Origin of the sequence: Kitasatospora sp. NPDC048286 (assembly GCF_043201735.1) — a bacterium.
GTDB lineage: Bacteria > Actinomycetota > Actinomycetes > Streptomycetales > Streptomycetaceae > Kitasatospora.
Map to the genome: position 1 here is coordinate 416,228 of NZ_JBICZE010000007.1, position 17,300 is coordinate 433,527.

13 protein-coding genes are annotated in these 17,300 nt (G+C 73.5%); 6 read left to right on the plus strand and 7 right to left on the minus strand.

Features of this window, described 5'->3' with window-relative positions; translation table 11 throughout:
- Positions 1–81: 81 nt before the first annotated feature.
- Both ACGF13_RS19925 and ACGF13_RS19930 read right to left on the minus strand, forming a co-directional pair.
- The gene (locus ACGF13_RS19925) at positions 82–2,193 is read right to left on the minus strand and encodes a HelD family protein (RefSeq protein WP_392876705.1); all 2,112 of its coding nucleotides are present in this window, start codon (positions 2,191–2,193) and stop codon (positions 82–84) included.
- A 115-nt stretch (positions 2,194–2,308) separates the two neighbouring features.
- Positions 2,309–3,928 (minus strand): ADP-ribosyltransferase domain-containing protein, encoded by a 1,620-nt coding sequence (locus ACGF13_RS19930; protein ID WP_392876708.1) that lies wholly within the window; start codon positions 3,926–3,928, stop codon positions 2,309–2,311.
- A 252-nt stretch (positions 3,929–4,180) separates the two neighbouring features.
- Between ACGF13_RS19930 and ACGF13_RS19935 the strand changes: the two genes are divergently transcribed.
- Positions 4,181–4,867, plus strand: a complete 687-nt coding sequence (locus tag ACGF13_RS19935; protein WP_392876711.1) for a macro domain-containing protein — start codon at positions 4,181–4,183, stop codon at positions 4,865–4,867.
- A 66-nt stretch (positions 4,868–4,933) separates the two neighbouring features.
- Here the strand turns inward: ACGF13_RS19935 and ACGF13_RS19940 are convergent, their stop codons facing one another.
- A complete protein-coding gene (locus ACGF13_RS19940; protein WP_392876714.1) occupies positions 4,934–5,596 on the minus strand; it encodes a TetR/AcrR family transcriptional regulator in 663 nt (220 codons plus the stop codon).
- Positions 5,597–5,695: 99 nt separating this feature from the next.
- Between ACGF13_RS19940 and ACGF13_RS19945 the strand changes: the two genes are divergently transcribed.
- The gene (locus ACGF13_RS19945) at positions 5,696–6,709 is read left to right on the plus strand and encodes a zinc-binding dehydrogenase (RefSeq protein ID WP_392876717.1); all 1,014 of its coding nucleotides are present in this window, start codon (positions 5,696–5,698) and stop codon (positions 6,707–6,709) included.
- A gap of 92 nt (positions 6,710–6,801) precedes the next feature.
- On the opposite strand, the gene ACGF13_RS19950 is transcribed toward ACGF13_RS19945, so the two are convergent.
- Complete coding sequence (locus ACGF13_RS19950; RefSeq protein ID WP_392876720.1) at positions 6,802–7,515, minus strand: hypothetical protein; 714 nt, start codon at positions 7,513–7,515, stop codon at positions 6,802–6,804.
- A 225-nt stretch (positions 7,516–7,740) separates the two neighbouring features.
- Here ACGF13_RS19950 and ACGF13_RS19955 point away from each other — a divergent pair, with 225 nt between their 5' ends.
- A complete protein-coding gene (locus ACGF13_RS19955; protein WP_392876723.1) occupies positions 7,741–10,563 on the plus strand; it encodes a penicillin acylase family protein in 2,823 nt (940 codons plus the stop codon).
- A 42-nt stretch (positions 10,564–10,605) separates the two neighbouring features.
- On the opposite strand, the gene ACGF13_RS19960 is transcribed toward ACGF13_RS19955, so the two are convergent.
- Positions 10,606–10,911, minus strand: a complete 306-nt coding sequence (locus ACGF13_RS19960; protein ID WP_392876726.1) for a hypothetical protein — start codon at positions 10,909–10,911, stop codon at positions 10,606–10,608.
- A 175-nt stretch (positions 10,912–11,086) separates the two neighbouring features.
- Here ACGF13_RS19960 and ACGF13_RS19965 point away from each other — a divergent pair, with 175 nt between their 5' ends.
- The 3 genes from ACGF13_RS19965 to ACGF13_RS19975 all read left to right on the plus strand — a co-directional run bounded on the left by ACGF13_RS19965 (position 11,087) and on the right by ACGF13_RS19975 (position 14,516).
- Positions 11,087–11,641: a YceI family protein gene (locus ACGF13_RS19965; protein ID WP_392876728.1), complete on the plus strand. Its 555-nt coding sequence runs from the start codon at positions 11,087–11,089 to the stop codon at positions 11,639–11,641.
- A gap of 102 nt (positions 11,642–11,743) precedes the next feature.
- A complete protein-coding gene (locus tag ACGF13_RS19970) occupies positions 11,744–12,991 on the plus strand; it encodes a pyridoxal-phosphate dependent enzyme (RefSeq protein WP_392876731.1) in 1,248 nt (415 codons plus the stop codon).
- Positions 12,992–13,130: 139 nt separating this feature from the next.
- On the plus strand, positions 13,131–14,516 hold the full coding sequence (locus ACGF13_RS19975; protein ID WP_392876734.1) for a hypothetical protein: 1,386 nt from the start codon (positions 13,131–13,133) through the stop codon (positions 14,514–14,516).
- Between the two features lie 59 nt (positions 14,517–14,575).
- Here the strand turns inward: ACGF13_RS19975 and ACGF13_RS19980 are convergent, their stop codons facing one another.
- Together ACGF13_RS19980 and ACGF13_RS19985 are read right to left on the minus strand one after the other, a co-directional pair.
- Positions 14,576–15,631, minus strand: a complete 1,056-nt coding sequence (locus ACGF13_RS19980) for a zinc-binding dehydrogenase (RefSeq protein ID WP_392876737.1) — start codon at positions 15,629–15,631, stop codon at positions 14,576–14,578.
- Positions 15,628–17,292 (minus strand): phytoene desaturase family protein, encoded by a 1,665-nt coding sequence (locus tag ACGF13_RS19985; protein ID WP_392876847.1) that lies wholly within the window; start codon positions 17,290–17,292, stop codon positions 15,628–15,630. Before ACGF13_RS19985 ends, ACGF13_RS19980 begins: the two co-directional genes overlap by 4 nt.
- Between the last annotated feature and the right edge of the window lie 8 nt (positions 17,293–17,300).

Consider the following 17,300-nt stretch of genomic DNA (forward strand, 5'->3'; position numbering starts at 1 on the left):
CGAATTGCCCGGAGCGGCACCGCATTTGGCGCGATCCCGCACCCACCCGCGCTCCCGGCCCTGCCGTCACCCGCCCTGCCGTCACCCGCCCAACGGCGCGGGCAGCGGCCGGGCATGCAGGACGTCCAGCCGGGAGACCGCCCTGGTCACCACCACGTACAGCCGGTGCAGACCGCGCGGCTCGGCCTCCACGATGGCGGCCGGCTCCAGCACCACCACGTGGTCGTACTCCAGCCCCTTCACCAGGGAGGCCGGCAGCACCGTCACCCGCGCCGTGGTGCCGACCTGTTCGGCCGCCCCGGTCGGGATGCCCGCGGCGAGCAGCGCCTCGGCGGTCCGCGCCGCCGCGCCGTCGGCCGCGATCACCGCGATCGAGCCCTCGCGCTCCAGCGCGGCCCGCACCGCCGCGACGGCCGCCGCGTCCAGGCCGCCGTCGGCCACCCGCCGCACCGTCAGCTCACCGTCCCGGCGCAGCGACACGGCCGGCGGCACGTCCACGTCCAGCGCGCCCAGCAGGGTGTTGGCGAGCTCCGCCACGGCGGCCGGGACGCGGAAGCCGGTGGTCAGCGGCACCACCGCGGCCTGCGGCTTGCCCAGGTGGGCGAGCTGCTCGGACCAGCTGCGGGCGGCCCACGGGGCGGTCGCCTGGGCGAGGTCGCCGAGGACGGTCAGGGAGCCGAAGGCGCTCCTGCGGGCGATCGCCCGGCACTGCATCGGGGAGAGGTCCTGGGCCTCGTCCACCACGACGTGGCCGAAGCCGGCCGGGCGCTCGATCAGACCGGCCACCTCGTCCAGGAGCATCAGGTCGTGCTCGGACCACGCGGCGCTCCGCTCCGAGCGCGGCGGCCGGCGCCACAGGATCGCCGCCTGCTCCCCGGGGCCGAGCACCCCGTCGGCGGCCTCGGCCAGCACCGCCGGGTCGCCCAGCAGGGCGGCGACCACGGTCTCCGGCCGCAGCCGGGGCCAGGCGGTCTCCAGGAAGGCCGCGACCGGCTTGCAGCGGCCGACCTTCCGCGTCCAGGCGCCGGACCGCACGCCCGTCCGGCGCTCGGCCTGGTCCTGGAGCATCGCCACCACCCGGGTGCGCAGGCTCTCCCGGCCGACGGCGTACGGCGGCGCCTGCTCGCGCAGTTCGGCGACGGCCCGGTCGAGCCGCTCCGGGGGCACCCGCCACCGGTAGGAGCCGTCCGGGACGACCAGCGACTCCGCGGCCGCCGCCCGGATCCGGCCGTACAGCGCCCGGCGCAGCACCGTCGCCATCCGCCCGTCCTGTTTGACGGCGGCGGCCCGCTCGTCGTCCACCGAGGTGACCGGCCGGGTGGCGACCAGGTCCTCCACGGTGCACTGGCCCACGTCGATCTCGCCGAGCGCGGGGAGCACCTCGGCGATGTAGCGCAGGAAGGTCCGGTTGGGGCCGATGACCAGCAGGCCGCCGCGCTGGATCCGCTGCGGGAAGGTGTAGAGCAGGTACGCGGCGCGGTGCAGCCCGACGGCGGTCTTGCCGCTGCCGGGCGCGCCCTGCACGCACACCGACTCGCCCAGGCCGCCCCGCACCAGCGCGTCCTGCTCGGGCTGGATGGTGGCGACGATGTCCCGCATCGGGCCGGTGCGGGGCCGTTCGATCTCGGTGGCCAGGATGCCGTCCGCGCCGCCCTCCCGGATCCCCGGCGCACCGCCGTCCGCCGAGCCGACTCCGCCGACTCCGCCGGGCCCGCCGAGGGGTTCGTCCTCCAGCCCGGTCAGCTCCTCCGGCGCGCCCAGGCTCCAGGGCGCCCAGCCGAACCGGCGGCGCCGCGCGAGCCCGAGCGGGGCGTGGGCGCTCGCCTGGTAGAACGCCCGGGAGACCGGGGCCCGCCAGTCGACCACCAACGGCGGCACCGTCGGGTCCTCGGAGATCCTCCGGCGGCCGACGTAGTAGCGCTGCCGCCGGTGGTCCCCGGCCTCCGCGGTGTCGGCGAAGTCCAGGCGGCCGAAGAACGACAGGCTCTGCGGCAGCTCCTTCATCCGCTTGGCGCGGGTGCGCAGGTACCGGCCGAGCGCCTCCGCGCTGGCGCCGTCGCCGGAGACGTCCTCCGCGGCGACGACCTGGAAGTCCGCGTCCTCGACCTGCCGGGCCGTCGCCTCCCGGCAGACCTCGACGTAGGCCCGCTCCCGTTCCAGTTCGCCGCCGAGGTTCCCGGTTTCCGAGGTCATCGTTCGCGTCCCTTCCTGCACCACGGGCCCATCCGCCGCTCGACGTCCAGCATAACTTAACCAAGTAAAGATACTGACTTAGTCACTGAACGGGAGCGGGTCCGGCCCTGACACCTCAGGACACCAGGGGCGCCTCCTCCAGCTCGGTCAGCGTCACCGTGCACAGACCGCCGCGCTCGACCCGGACGTCCGTGACCTCCAGCTGCGTGCCGGGCAGCAGGATGAACTCCTCCTCACCGGTGAACGCCGAGAAGTTCTGGATGCCGGCGGCCCGCACCGGGCGCACCTCGAAGAGCGTCCGCTTGCCCCGGCCCCCCAGGAAGGACTGCGCCACCCCGAGCTTGGAGGTGCAGGAGGACACGCCCCACCACGTCACCGTCTTCCCGAGCGGGTACTGCCGCCGCAGGTCCAGCGACACCCCTCGCCACAGCGGCGCCGTCCGGACGGGCAGCCGCGACACCGCCGCGAACAGCAGCCGCAGGTACGGCAGGTACGGCACCAGCCGGCCGCGGTCCGGCGAGCGCAGCACCGCGTTGATCTCCCGGTAGAACGCGGACTCGCAGGTGTAGAGGTAGAGCGCGGCGATCTCGTCGGCGGACAGGCCGGCGACCCCCTCGTCCGCCCGCCGCTTGCCGAAGTCGTGCGACAGCGAGACGTGCCGGTCCAGGCCGCGCAGCAGCTCGGCGACCGGCGACACCGCCTCCCGGAAGCCCGCCGGCGGAGCGTCGAACACCCCGGTGATGGCGGGCAGGACGAGGCCCTCGTCCTTCACTCCGGCGAGCCGGTCCAGGTAGAGCTGGTGCAGCTCCATGGTGGAGGCGATGAAGGCGCCCATCCGCTCGGCGACCCCGTCGTCCGCCCCGCCGCCCTGCGCCGCCGCGGCGTTCCACCCGGTGCTGGGCAGCCAGTCGACCTCGTCGGCGCCGAGCGAGGCGAGCGCGGCGTTCACCGTGGCGAAGTGCTCGCCGTCGCAGAAGATGTCGCCCTGGGCCGCCGGGTTGGCGTGGTCGATGTGCCGGACCTCGACCTCGGGGTACTTCTCCTGCAGCCGCAGCACGACGTTCTTCAGGCTGCGCGCGTGCGCGCCCCACCAGGCGAAGACCACGTAGCGGTCCTCCTCGGCGGCCTGCTGCTTGGCACCGAGGATCTCCTCCACGATCCGCTCGGCGACCGGCCGCCAGAACGCGGTGTGCTGGTCCGGCCCCATCGCGCCGTCGCTGCTCGCGGTGAGCGCCGCGTTCAGCAGCAGCACGCCCTGGGTGAGCATGGCCTGGAACCACTCCGGCGGCTGGACCGTCTCCCGCTTCTTCAGCAGCGCCCGTATGTCGGCGATCGGCGTCTTCTTGGGAATGCCGTACTTCCACATCGCCGCGGCCTTGATGAGGCAGCGGATGCTGATCACCCGGCCGAACTGGCTGTCCTTCCAGTCGTGGAAGGTGTTGTCGAACATCGCGATGCCGGTGGCGCTCTCCGGCCTCGGGTACGGGTTCTGGCCGAAGACGACGACCTTCCACTTGTGCGGCGCGTGCGGCTTGAGCGCCTGGAAGGTCAGCTCGCGGACCGGGACGACCTCCGGACCGCGACCGGGGCCGATGAACGAGGCCGCGCCCGGCTGCGCCTCGATGACCGGCTTCAGCAGCGGCAGCCACGGCTCGCCGCCGCCGGTGAAGAGCTCCGCGAGGGCGAGCGGGTCGTTCGGGTCGGGCTGGGTGGCGGGGGTGTCGACGGCGCTCATGGTGGTGCGACTCCGGCTGGTCGGGACCGTACGAATGACAGACGAACGGCAGGTGATGGCCCGTCAGCTTCCCTGGCGGACAGCACAGTCCTACCAGCAGGGTCTGACAATCCCGGCCGCCCCGACCGGCCCACCGACCGGCCCCCGACCGGCGCGGACGGGACCGGACGGATTGTCAGTCCCGGGCGCTAGCGTCGTCGGTGTCATCAAGGAACCGGCCCGCAGGCCACACCCGACCGACAGGAGCCCCGCATGGCCACCGACCGCACCCAGTCGCCGCTCAAGGTGGTGCTGACCGACCTCAACGCGTCGGTCGTGGAGTCCTGGCGGGCGGCCTTCGCCGACGTCCCCGGGGTCGAGATCCGGCACGCTTCCATCCTCACCACGAAGGTCGACGCCTGGGTCAGCCCCACCAACTCCCAAGGCCGGATGGACGGCGGGACGGACGCGGCGATCAAGCGCCACCTCGGCGCGGGCATCCAGCTGCGGGTCCAGAAGGCGATCCGCGAGCGGTACGCCGGCCACCTCCCGGTCGGCAGCGCGGTCTGCGTCCCGTCCGGCGCCGTCAACCCCGGGTTCCTGATCTCGGCCCCGACGATGCAGGCCTCCTCGCAGAACGTCAGCGAGACGTTGAACGTGGCCCTGGCCTGCGCCGCCGCCTTCCAGGCCGTCCACCGGCAGAACCGGCTGCGGCCGGGCTCCATCCGCTCCGTCGCCCTGGTCGGCATGGGCGCCCAGACCGGCAAGGTGCCGCCCCGGGTCTGCGCCAATCTGATGTGGTCCGGCCACACCCTCTTCAACGACCACCACTTCGAGGACGACGACGACCTGCGCGCCACCGTCCTCGCCCAGCTGGACGACCTCGAGCAGGCGCCCGTCACCGAGCGGGTGCGCATATCGCCTCCCGCGCGCCGGAGTTCGACCGCCCGGCGGGCCTGACGTCACCCCGGCCGGCCGCGGGCCCCGGGTCCGCCGCCCGACGGCCCACGACCCGACGACACTCCGTCAGCCCGCCGTGAGCGCGAGCCGGATCCACCGCTCGGACTCCGCGACCGCCACCCCCACGTCGAAGGCCGCCGGGGCGGCCGCGGCCTGCACCACCAGCCCCTTCAGCAGCCCGACGAAGGCCAGTGCGAAGGCCCCCGGGTCCACCACGGGGCTCAGCTCCCCGTCCCGCTGCCCCTGTCCGACCACCTCGGCCGTCCACGCCCGGGTCCTGGCGTCCAGCTCGGCCACCGCGGCGGTCAGCTCCGAGGCCCCGGCGAGCGCCTCGGCCCCCAGCACCACGAAGGCCCGGCCCAGGTCGGTCGGATTGCGCACGCCCTCCAGGCAGCCGCGCGCGAATCCGCACAGCTCGTCCACCGCCCCCGCCCCGCTTCGCTCCGGCGCGGCCGCCGCCACCGCCTCGGCCAGCGCCGCCTCCTGGAGCCGGGCGAGCAGCGCGGCCTTGGAGCCGAAGTAGTGGGTGGCCAGCCCACGACTGAAGCCCGCCTCCTCCCCCACCCTGGCGAGCGTGACCCCGGTGCTGCCGTGCTCGGCGATCAGTCGGGCGGCGGCGGCGACCAGCGCGGACTCGGCCCGGGCCCGCCGTTCGGCCTGGGTGCGGCGGGCCGGCGCCTCCCGAAGCGTCCCGGTCCGGCCGCTTCCGTCCTCATCGTGCGTAGACATAACACCATGCTAGTGTGAACTTGCTTGTCGGATAACAAGTAACTTCCGGGGTGGCGGGCACTCCCCCGATCCGCCGCCCCCGCGAGAAGGGAAGTCCCGATGACCGCCACGATGCTCGCCGGCCGGCTCGACGTCGCGAAGGGCGCCTTCGCCGTGGAGGAGGTCCCCGTCCCGGTCCCGGGTCCGGGCGAGGTGCTGATCAAGGTGGAGGCCGCCGGCGTCTGCCTCTCGGACGTCCACCTGATCGAGGGCATGCTCAAGCCGCTCTACCTCAAGGGCGACAAGGTCACCCTCGGCCACGAGGTCGCGGGCACCGTGCACGCCCTCGGCGAGGGCGTGACGACCGCGGCCGTCGGCGACCGGGTGCTGCTGCAGGCCGGCGAGACCCGCGACGGCGCCGTGCACACCCGCGGCGTGGACTACGACGGCGGCTGGGCCGAGTACGCGCTCGCCACCGCCACCACCCTGGTGCCGATCCCGGACGAACTCCCCTTCGAGCAGGCCTGCTTCATCCCCGACGCGGTCTCCACCCCCTGGGCCGCCATCACCACCACCGGCGCCGTACGCCCGGCCGAGGCGGTCGGCGTCTGGGGCGTCGGCGGGCTGGGCGCCCACGGCGTGCAGCTGCTGCGGTCCATCGGCGCCTTCCCGATCGTCGCCGTCGACCCGCTGCCGGCCGCCCGCGAACGCGCCCTGGCCTTCGGCGCCGACGCCGCCCTCGACCCGGCCGACCCCGGCTTCGCCGGACTGCTCCGCGAGGCCACCGGCGGCCGCCCGCTGACCGCCGCCTTCGACTTCGCCGGGGTCGCCCCGGTGCGCGAGCAGGCCATGGCCACCCTCGGCGAGCACGGCCGCCTGGTGCTGGTCGGCCTCACCGACAAGCCGCTGACCGTCACCAACGGCACCCGGGTCAGCTACCTGCGCCAGCAGATCCGCGGCCACTACGGCTCGGACGGCCAGGACGTCGTCGACCTGGTCAACCTGGTCCGCGGCGGCCGGCTGGAGTTCTCCCGCTCGGTGAGCGGCACCTTCCCGCTGGCCGAGGCCGCCCGCGCGGTCGAGGCGCTGGAGCGCAAGGAGGGCAACCCGATCCGCCTGGTGCTCAAGCCCTGACCCCGGCGCAAGCCCTGCCCCGGTGCGCCACCGACCCGGCGCCGCACCTCCGGACTGAGCCCGGCAGGTGCGGCGCCGCCTTCTTCCCGCGGCTACCGCACCTCCGTGACCCGCAGCGCCGGGCGCACCGCCTCGGTCGCCGCCTCGACGACCGAATCGCGGTACAACGCGGCCCGGAAGACCCCGTACAGACTCGCCGTCACCGTCACGGCCGCGCCCAGGCACAGCGCCGCCCCGGCCGTCAGCAGCGCCCCGAGTCCCCGGTCCCTCACGGTGAGCCCCATGCCGAAGGCCACCAGGCACGGCACCAGCGCCACCTGGACGGGCATCGTCATCCGGCTCGACCCCCGGACGAACCTCCCGCGGTCCCGCCGGTAGGCCGCCCGCGAGTTCCGCCGCGCCTCCCGCATCCCCGCCCCGTCGAGCACGAGCGCCGGCAGCACCAGGTAGTTCGCCGACGACCACCCCATCCCCACCAGCAGCAGCGCCCCGACGACCCCCAGGGCCCCGACCGGCATCCAGCCCGCGATCGCCGGCAACCGCCGCGCCGCCCGGGTCCAGCAGGAACCGATCCCCGCCGGCCGCCCGCACAGCGCGTCGTCCGCCGCGAGGAGCGTCACGGCGCTGCCGAAAGTGGCGGCCGCGGCGATCACCACCGCCCCCGCCGCTCCCAGCGCCACGCTCCCGCCGGCCCACAGCTCCGCCCGGACCAGCCCCCACACCAGCCCGCCCACCACCGCGGTCACGATCCCGGGCAGCAGCACCAGCTCCTTGCGCCGCCACACCACCCGCGCCAATGCCCGCACGGACCCACTCTCGCCCAACGCCCCGCCCTGCTTCCCACGCCAACGAAGCGGCCAGGCTACTGCCCGGCGGCAGCCCGACCCAGACCCGGGTCGCACGCCCCGCGGACCACCGCACCCCTCAACTTCGCCTCCCCGCACCGGAAATGGCATGCACGCCACTAGCCAACCGGCCAGTAGCGCCCCTACCGTCGACTGTTCCGTGAGACTTCGACGGAGGAGTCCGCCTTGCGTTCACGCCAACGCCAACGCCCCCACGCCCGCTCCCTCCGACTCCCGGCCGCCGCCCTCGCCTCGGCCCTGCTCGTCACCGCCGCCCTGACCACCACCCCCACCGCCACCGCCGCACCCACCTCCGCGACGACGGCCGCCGCCAACGACTACTGCGTCGGCCGCTGCTCCGACATCCTGCCGCCCGGCGAGAACGGCAACGCCACCCTCGCCGACATCCTGCTCAACCGGGCCTTCGGCACCCGCCCCGCGCACACCGACGACCAGCTCGGTCCGTACGCCGCCCTGGCCTCCGGCTACCCGGGCCTGACCGAGGCCAAGCTGCGCGACTTCTTCAACGACGCCTCCTTCGGCGTCCCCGCCGACCAGGTGGCCAGTTCCACCAGTCCGCGACCGGACGTCACCATCGTGCGCGACAAGGCCACCGGCGTCCCGCACATCACCGGCACCACCCGCTACGGCACCGAGTTCGGCGCGGGCTACGCCGCCGCCCAGGACCGGCTCTGGGTGATGGACCTCTTCCGGCACGTCGGCCGCGGCCAGCTGTCCGGCTTCGCGGGCGGCGCCGCCGCCAACCGCCAACTGGAGCAGACCTTCTGGCAGGCCGCGCCGTACACCGAGGCGGAGCTCCAGCAGCAGATCGACGCCATCGCCGCCCGCGGCGGCCGGGCCACCCAGGCGCTCACCGACGCCAACGCCTACCTCGACGGGATCAACCAGTACGCCAAGGAGTCCTACAACGCCCGCACCTTCCCGGGCGAGTACGACCTCACCGGGCACATCGACCCGATCACCAACGCCGGTTCGATCGAGCCCTTCAAGCTGACCGACCTGGTCGCCCTCGCCTCCGTGGTCGGCGCGCTGTTCGGCTCCGGCGGCGGGGGCGAACTGGCCTCCGCCCAGGTCAAGTCGGCCGCCGAGGCCCGCTACGGCAAGGACGCCGGGGACGCGGTCTGGAAGTCACTGCGCGAGGCGGACGACCCGGAGGCCGTCCAGACCCTGCACGACGGCCAGAGCTTCCCGTACGCGACCGTCCCGGAGCAGCCGCAGGGCGCGGCGCTGCCCGACCCCGGCTCGGTGGTGTCCGAGCGGGTGGTCTACGACACCACCGGATCCGCGAACTCGCTCACCACCAGGGCGAACGGCGTCCTGCCCGGGAACCTGCTGACCGCCAAGCACGGCATGTCCAACGCCCTGCTGGTCTCCGGCGCCCGCACCGACGACGGCCACCCGGTGGCCGTGTTCGGCCCGCAGACCGGCTACTTCGCCCCACAGCTGCTCATGCTGGAGGAGATCCAGGGCCCCGGGATCAGCGCCCGCGGCGCCGCCTTCGCCGGCCTGAGCTTCTACGTCCAGCTCGGCCGCGGCCAGGACTACGCCTGGAGCGCGACCTCCGCCGGGCAGGACATCACCGACACCTACGCCGTCCCGCTCTGCACCACCGACGGCTCGCCGGTCACCACCGCCGCCAACTCCTACCTCTGGCACGGCCAGTGCCTGCCCTTCGACCGGCTGGAACGCAAGAACGCCTGGAACCCGACGACCGCCGACTCCACCCCCGCCGGCTCCTACACCCTGGTGATGTACCGCTCCAGGTACGGCCTGGTGAGCGCCCGCGGCACGGTCGGCGGCGCACCCGTCGCCTTCACCTCGCTGCGCTCCACCTACCGGCACGAGGCCGACTCCATCATCGGCTTCCAGGAGCTGAACGACCCCGCCGCGGTGCGCGACGCCGCGGGCTTCCAGCAGGCGGCGCAGGACATCAACTACACCTTCAACTGGTTCTACGCCGACTCGCGGGACATCGCCTACTACAACTCCGGCAGCAACCCGGTCCGCGCCCCCGGGGTGGACCCGGGACTCCCCGTCCAGGCCCAACCAGCCTACGAGTGGGCCGACTTCGACCCCGCCACCAACACCGCCCGGTACACCCCGGCGGCCGAGCACCCGCAGTCCGTCAACCAGGACTACTACATCTCCTGGAACAACAAGCAGGCGAACGGCTACACCTCGGCCGGCTTCGGCAACGGCTCGGTGCACCGCGGCAACCTGCTGGACGACCGGGTCAAGTCCCTGCTCGGCAACGGCGGCAAGGCGAGCCGGGTGTCGCTCACCCAGGCCATGGAGAGCGCCGCCCTGGCCGACCTGCGGGCCGAGGACGTGCTGCCCGACCTGATCCGCGTGCTGCGCGGCGCGCCCGTCACCGACCAGGCCGCCCTCACCGCCCTGCAGCAGCTGGAGGCCTGGCTCGCCAACGGCGCCCAGCGGAAGGAGACTTCACCGGGCAGCCACAGCTACGCGGACGCCACCGCGATCCGGGTGATGGACGCCTGGTGGCCGCTGGTCGCCGACGGCGTCATGCGGCCGGGCCTCGGCGACCCGCTGTTCGGCGCACTGACCGGCGCCCTCCAGATCAACGAGTCCCCCTCGGGCGGCCAGACCGGCGCCGCCGGCGGCCCGGTGAGCGCCAACGAGGCCATCCCGCACAAGGGTTCGGCCTTCCAGTACGGCTGGTGGAGCTACCTGGACAAGGACCTGCGCGCCGTCCTCGGCGACCGGGTGTCCGGCCCGCTCGCCCGCCCGTTCTGCGGCGGCGGCGACCTCGCGGCCTGCCGGACCGTCCTGCTGAACACCCTGAAGCAGGCCGCCGCCCAGACCGCCGCCCAGGTCTACCCGGGCGACGCGGACTGCGCGGCCGGCGACCAGTGGTGCGCCGACACGATCATCCAGCGCCCGCTGGGCGGCGTGACGGACGCCAAGACCACCTGGCAGAACCGCCCCACCTACCAGCAGGTGGTGCAGTTCCCCAGCCACCGCTGAACCGCCGCGGCCGGGCTCCCGCGACCGGGAGCCCGGCTGACCTCAGTCCTCCTTCGGAAGCGGCGTGATCTTCCGCTCCCACTCCCTGAGGTACTCCACCTGCGGGCCCAACCGTTTGTGCACCTGGTCGTGGGCCGTGCGGCCGTCCGGCGTGGTCATCCTTCCCCCCACGGCCTGAGCCAGTTCCCGCGCCGTGTCGACCAGGTCGACCACAGCCTTGAACAGCACCGCCTCGTCGACCTCCGGAACGATCGCCCGACGCGTACGGGCCTTCGGCAACGCCTCCTCCCGGATCTTCGCCCTGGCCGCCCGGAGCACCTCGGCCATCGCCGCTATCTCGCTGTCCATCCAGGCCCCCTCGCCCTTCCGCCCTCCGACGTACCCCGCGAGCCTTCCCACCCCGGCGCCCGCTTAGGCCCAGCCCGGCGCGCGGCCCGCCGGAACTGCCCCTAGCGTGGTCCGGGGGCCGCCCCGACCACCCCCGGGCCGAGACCCGGGCCCCACTCCAGGAGGCATGCCGACCATGACCACCCCCCTCTCCGAGCTCACCGGCGACTACGTCCTCGACCCCACCCACACCCGGATCGGCTTCGTCGCCCGGCACGCCATGGTGACCAAGGTCCGCGGCGCGTTCCACCAGTTCGAGGGCACGGCCCACCTCGACGGGAAGGAGCCGTCCCGCTCCTCCGTCCAGGTGGTGATCAAGACCGAGAGCATCGACACCGGCGTGGAGCAGCGCGACCAGCACCTGCGCACCAACGACTTCCTGGACGCGCCGAACTATCCCGACATCACCTTCCGCTCCACCGCGATCGAGGCCCGCTCCGACAGCGACTACCGGGTCACCGGCGACCTCACCATCAAGGACACCACCCGCCCGGTCACCATCGACTTCGAGTACACCGGCAACGCCGTCGACCCGTACGGCAACCTCCGGGTGGGCCTGGAGGGCTCGGTCACCATCAGCCGCAAGGACTACGGCGTCACCTGGAACGCGGCGTTGGAGGGCGGCGGCGTCCTGGTCGGTGACAAGGTCGTCCTGGAGTTCGACATCTCGGCGATCCGCCAGGGCGCCTGAACCACCGAACCGCGCGCCACCGAACCGCGGAACCGCCGGACCGCGCACACCGAACCGCGGAACCACCGGACCGCACGACGGCCGCCCGGCTAGTCTCCTGACATGCCGACAGAAGACTCCCTCGCGACCGGCCAGCGCTCCCTCGGCGACCCCGCCCTCGACTACCCGCTCTGGCCCCCGCTCACCGCCGGCTGTCCGCGCACCGGCACCAAGGACGTCTCCTACCCCGTCGAGGTCGACTACGCCTACGAGAAGGCCGACCCCGCCGCCCTGTTCGACACCGCCCCGCCGAACAGCGCCCAGACGAACGGCACCCCGGCGCGCCGCGGCCTGGAGCGCTGGGCCCCGCTGCTGCCGCCGCTGCTCGCCCCGGGCCTGGGCGAGGGCTCCACCCCGCTGGTGGAGCTCGAACCCGGGGTGTACGTCAAGGACGAGTCCCGCAACCCCACCTGGAGCCACAAGGACCGGCTGAACCGCTGCACCACCAGCGCCGCCGTGGGCGTCGGCGCGCCGGGCATCGCGGTCGCCTCCTCCGGCAACCACGGCGCCTCGGCGGCCGCCTACGCCGCCCGCGCCGGACTGCCCTGCGTGGTGTTCACCGGCCCGGACCTGCCGCCGAACGTCGACGCCTTCCTCAACGCGTACGGCGCGGTGGTGCTCCCGGTGCCGTGGGAGGCCCGCTGGCCGCTGCTGCGCCAGACGGTCGAGCGGCTGGGCCTGCACCCGGTCAGCAACCTGACCACCACCCACACCGGCCACGCGTACGGGCCCGAGGGCTACAAGACGGTGGCCTACGAGATCTTCCGGGATGTCGGCGTGCCGAGCGCGGTGTTCGTCCCGACCGGCTACGGCGAGCTGCTGTTCGGCGTCTGGAAGGGCTTCGCCGAGCTGCGACGGCTGGGCCTGACCGACCGGGTGCCGCGCGTCCACTCCTGCGAGACGGCTGCCTCCGGGCCGCTGGCCCGGGCGATCGCCGAGGGTCTGCCGGCCGCCCATGTGACGGTCGGTCCGAGCGCCGCGTACTCGATCACCTCCCCGGTCAGCGGCTACCGGGGCGTGCTCGCCGTCCGGGCGAGCGGCGGCCGGGCGCTGACCCTCGACGACGCGCAACTCACCTCAGCTCAGCGGGACCTGGCCAGGGCCGGGCTGTGGACCGAGCTGTCCTCGGCCGCCGGCCTGGCCGGGCTGCGCAGCCTCGGCGCACCGGACCTCTCCGAGGGCCCGGTGGTCTGCGTGTCGACCTCCAGCGGCTTCAAGGACCTGGGTGTCGGCACTCACCGCACCGAGCCGGTCGCCCCCGACTGGGACGCGGTCGGCCGCCGTCTGCGCGCGGCCGGCCTCACCGGCTGAGGCCCGGCCCTCCACCGCCGCGAGGCCTGCTGTTCGCCCGCCCGCCCACACTCGTAGGGTCGCCGTAAGGTCGGTGTTCGCCGAACGCCACCAGGCTTGCACCCTCCGTCAACTCCCCACCTGCCGAAGGGTAGCCACCGTGTCGCGTTCCCTCCGCCGCCTGCTGCCGCTCGCCGTCGCCGTCGCGGCGGTGCCCGTGCTCGCCCTGCCCGCCCTCCCGGCCGGCGCGGTCACGTACGGCACCCCGACGATCACCTTCTCGGCCGGGTACCTGTCCGGCGCGGTCGGCGCCACCGGCGACCCGACCGTGACGGTGACGGTCGCCCAGTCCGGCGCCTCCGCCTCGGCACTGACCGTCGCCGCCTCCGCCACCACCCGCAGCGCCGTGGCCCGCACCGGAGACGTCACGGTGAGCGGCACCGGCGGCACCCGCACCCTGGCGGTGGCCGCCCAGGGCGTCGGCTACGCCGACCTCACCATCAAGGTCACCGGCCTCGGCGGCAAGAGCGCCACCCGCACCCTGCACTACGCCGCCTCCCCCGCCGTCCAGTTCTCCGCCACCAGCCGCTACCTGACCGGCTCCAGCGACGCCTCGGCCGCCGTGGACGCGGGCGGCGGCTACCTCGTGGTCGGCGACGACGAGTCCAACACCCTGCGCCTGTACGACCGCAACAACTCCGGTGCGCCGATCCGCACCTGGGACTTCAGCTCGGCCCTCGGCGTCTCCAAGGAGATCGACATCGAGGCCGCCACCCGGGTCGGCAACACCATCTACTGGACGGGCTCGCTCGGCAACAACAAGGACGGCGTGGTCAAGCCCGACCGGCACACCGTCTTCGCCACCACCATCACCGGCTCCGGCGCCGACACCCAGCTCTCCCTGGCCGGTTCGTACCACGGCCTGCGCGACGACCTGATCACCTGGGACAACGCCCACGGCAAGCGCTACGGCTTCGCGGCCGGCGCCGCCGACGGCCAGGTGCCCAAGCAGATCGACGGGTTCAACGTCGAGGGCCTGGAGTTCGCCCCCGGCAGCACCAGCACCGCCTACGTCGGCTTCCGCGCGCCGCTCACCCCGGCCGTCACCGGCGGCCGGGCGCTGCTCGTCCCGGTCACCAACCTCCCGTCCCTGCTGAACGGTTCGGCCGCGCACGCGACCTTCGGCGACGCGATCGAGCTGGACCTCGGCGGGCTGTCCGTCCGCGACATCCGCCGCAACGACCTCGGCCAGTACCTGATCGCGGCCGGCTCCTGGGCCGCCGAGGACAACTCCGCCCCGTACGCGCTCTACCGCTGGAACGGGCAGCCGGGCTCGCAGCCGACCAAGCTGATCGACCTGCCGACCAGCGACTACGGCGCCTGGGAGGCGATCGCGGACGTGCCGGACCTGGACGCCCCGGGCGCCCGCGCCCAGCTGATCACCGACGACGGCTCCGCCGACCTCTACGGCGACGCCACCGCCGCCAAGGACCTCACCCACCCCGAGTGGAAGAAGTCCCGCAGCACCTGGTTCACCCTGAACTGACCACGTGCCAGGGCCCTTCGGCGGATCCGCCGAAGGGCCCGAACGCGCGTCCGCTCCGCTCAGAGCTCGACCAGCACCTTCCCCCGGTTGGCCGAACGGTCGAGGTAGAGGCCGCGGTAGGCCCCCGGGATGCTGTCGAACCCCTGGTGCACGGTCTGCCGGTACGTCAGCCGACCGCTGCGGACCAGCGGCCCGAGGTCCCGCCGCAGCGCGGCCCAGTTCTCCTCGGTGAACCACTCCAGCGAGAAGATGCCGCGGATCGTGGCGCGCGGGAACATGATCATCGGCAGCAGCCGGGGGCCCGACCAGTCCCCGCCGACCTGGCATCCCCACTGCCAGCAGACGGCGACCCTGCTCTCCACCGCGAGCATGCCGAAGACCACGTCGGTCAGCGTCCCGCCGAGGCTGTCGAAGTAGCGGTCGATGCCGTCCGGCGCGAGCGCCGCCAGCTCCTTCTCCACCTGCTCCGGCGCGTCACCGTCGTGGTACAGCAGCACCCCGTCGAAGCCCAGCTGCCACAGCCACTCGACCTTCTCCGGCGTCGCCGTGGTACCGATCACCCGCGCGCCCCGGTGCTTGGCCAACTGCCCGACCAGCGAACCGACCGCCCCGGACGCCCCGCTGACCAGCACCGTGGACCCGGGCCGCACGTCGAGGAACTTCTCGACCGTCCCCCAGGCCGTCATCCCCGGCCCGCCCAGCACGCCGAGCGCGGTGGACAGCGGCAGGGCCTCGTCGTAGTCGGCCGGGTCCAGCCGGCGGAACGCCGGGAAGACCATCGGGAAGGTCCCGGTCTGCCAGAGCCGGGGCTCCCCGTCGCTGATCAGGTGGCTGCGCCAGCCGCCGAAGCCCTGCACCAGGTCGCCGACCGCGAAGCGCGCGGCCGGCCCGGCCTCCAGCACCTCCATGATCGAGTCCGCGCCCATGTGGTCGCCGATCGGCGTGTCCAGCGCGATGCCCTGGAGGTACGGGTCGACCGACACGTACCGGGTGCGCAGCAGCATCTCGTCCGCGGCGAGCCGGACGTCCACCTCCTCCACGACCTTCCGGTACACCCGCTCGACGTCCGGCACGCCGTCCTCGTGCTCCTGGACGACCCACTTCTCGAATCTCACGAGGTGACTCCAAACTGCCGGTCGGCGGGGCCGACCGGTTCGATGAGCAGGGTGGGCAGCGGGGCGCTGTCGTCCACCTCGGCGGTGAAGGGCCTGCCGTCGTCGCGGCAGATGAACTGGACGACGTGCCGGCCGGCCGCCGCCGCCCGGATCAGCCCGCCGGTGGTCGCCCAGACCCCGGAGAGGTAGAAGTTCGCCAGGCCGGGCAGCCCCGGGCCGTTGCGCTTGATCTCCTCCTCCAGGGTCTCGCCGCTCTCCACGAAGGGCTGCCAACCCAGCACCGTGCCGTTGTAGTTGCCGGTGTAGCGGACCTGGGTGAGCGGCGTGGAGACGTCCTTGACGGCCACCGCCTGCCGGAGCCCGGGGTGGTGGCCGTCCAGGAACTCGACGATGGCGTCGCGCACCCGGCGCTTCTCCCGCTGGTACTCCCGCCCCCGGCCGACCGGCAGGGTGTGCAACTCCTCGCCGCGCCGCACCCTGGGCTCCTGCTCCGGCCCGGTGCTCAGCTCCCGCCAGGGCTCGATGTCGCAGAAGTAGCTGGCGTACACCACGGTGGTGTCGGCCGGCGACAGCTCCGGGTAGTGGCGGCTGCGGAACTGGACGTTGATGCTCGGGTGCCGGATGCCGGTGAGCCGCTCGGCGACCTCGTCCTCCAACAGGTAGGTGGTGCACGGGTCCCCCGCCGGGAAGGGTCTGCGCAGGCCGAGGAAGACGGTCACGTAGCCGGGGAAGACCATGCCCGGTTCGGTGATGGTCTGGGTGTACAGCCGGCGGTAGGTGTCGCTCAGGTAGCGGCCCTTGAGCAGGTCCATCATGGTGGTCCGGCCGTCGCAGGCGGCCACCACGATGTCCGCCCGCACCTCCCGGCCGTCGCTCAGCCGCACCCCCACCGCGCGGTCGTCCTCGACCAGGACCTCCGCCACCTTGGTGTTGTACGTGATCTCGCCGCCCAGCCGCCGGTAGCGCTGCTCGATCGAGTTGGCCAGCCCCAGCGAGCCGCCCTCCGGCACCCCGGCCGACTGCCCGGCGTGGCAGGCGAGTTGGAAGTAGTTGGGCAGCACCGGGAAGTTGGGGTGCTTCTCGTACAGGATGAAGTTGAACGCCTCCCGCAGCAGCGGGCTCCTGAACCGCGCCGAGTAGTCGCTCATCAGCACCGTGATCGAGCGCCGGATCACGTTGAAGTACGGCAGGAAGGAGGCCAGCATCCGCATCCGCTCCCACCGGCCCATCAGCCCGACCGGCTTGAGGAAGGGGTAACGGGCCAGGGCCAGGCGGAACTTGCGCAGTCCGGCGCAGAACTGCCGGATCTGCCGGGCGTCCTCGGGGGCGAGGTCCAGCAGGTGGGCCTCCAGCCGGTCCGGGTCGGAGTAGAAGTAGACCGCCCGGCCGTCCCGGGTGCGCACCACGTTGAAGACGTCGAAGTTGCGCATCCGCTTGCCCTGCAGTGCGCCGAGTTCGAGCCAGATCTGGTGCATCTCGTTGCCCGGGCCGCTGCCCAGCAGCCAGCTGACGCAGCAGTCGAAGGTGAACTCGCCGCGGTCCCAGCCGGTGCAGCAGCCGCCGGGGATCTCGTGCATCTCCAGGATCCGGGTGCGGTAGCCGTTCATCTGCGCGTAGCAGCCGGTGGACAGGCCGCCGAGTCCTCCGCCGATGATGACCATGCTCCGCC

Coding starts and splice junctions, on each gene's coding strand:
- ACGF13_RS19925 (WP_392876705.1), bottom strand. CDS start 2,193: ATGACCTCGGAAACCGGGAACCTCGGCGGCGAACTGGAACGGGAGCGG.
- ACGF13_RS19930 (WP_392876708.1), bottom strand. CDS start 3,928: ATGAGCGCCGTCGACACCCCCGCCACCCAGCCCGACCCGAACGACCCG.
- ACGF13_RS19935 (WP_392876711.1), top strand. CDS start 4,181: ATGGCCACCGACCGCACCCAGTCGCCGCTCAAGGTGGTGCTGACCGAC.
- ACGF13_RS19940 (WP_392876714.1), bottom strand. CDS start 5,596: ATGTCTACGCACGATGAGGACGGAAGCGGCCGGACCGGGACGCTTCGG.
- ACGF13_RS19945 (WP_392876717.1), top strand. CDS start 5,696: ATGACCGCCACGATGCTCGCCGGCCGGCTCGACGTCGCGAAGGGCGCC.
- ACGF13_RS19960 (WP_392876726.1), bottom strand. CDS start 10,911: ATGGACAGCGAGATAGCGGCGATGGCCGAGGTGCTCCGGGCGGCCAGG.
- ACGF13_RS19965 (WP_392876728.1), top strand. CDS start 11,087: ATGACCACCCCCCTCTCCGAGCTCACCGGCGACTACGTCCTCGACCCC.
- ACGF13_RS19970 (WP_392876731.1), top strand. CDS start 11,744: ATGCCGACAGAAGACTCCCTCGCGACCGGCCAGCGCTCCCTCGGCGAC.
- ACGF13_RS19985 (WP_392876847.1), bottom strand. CDS start 17,292: ATGGTCATCATCGGCGGAGGACTCGGCGGCCTGTCCACCGGCTGCTAC.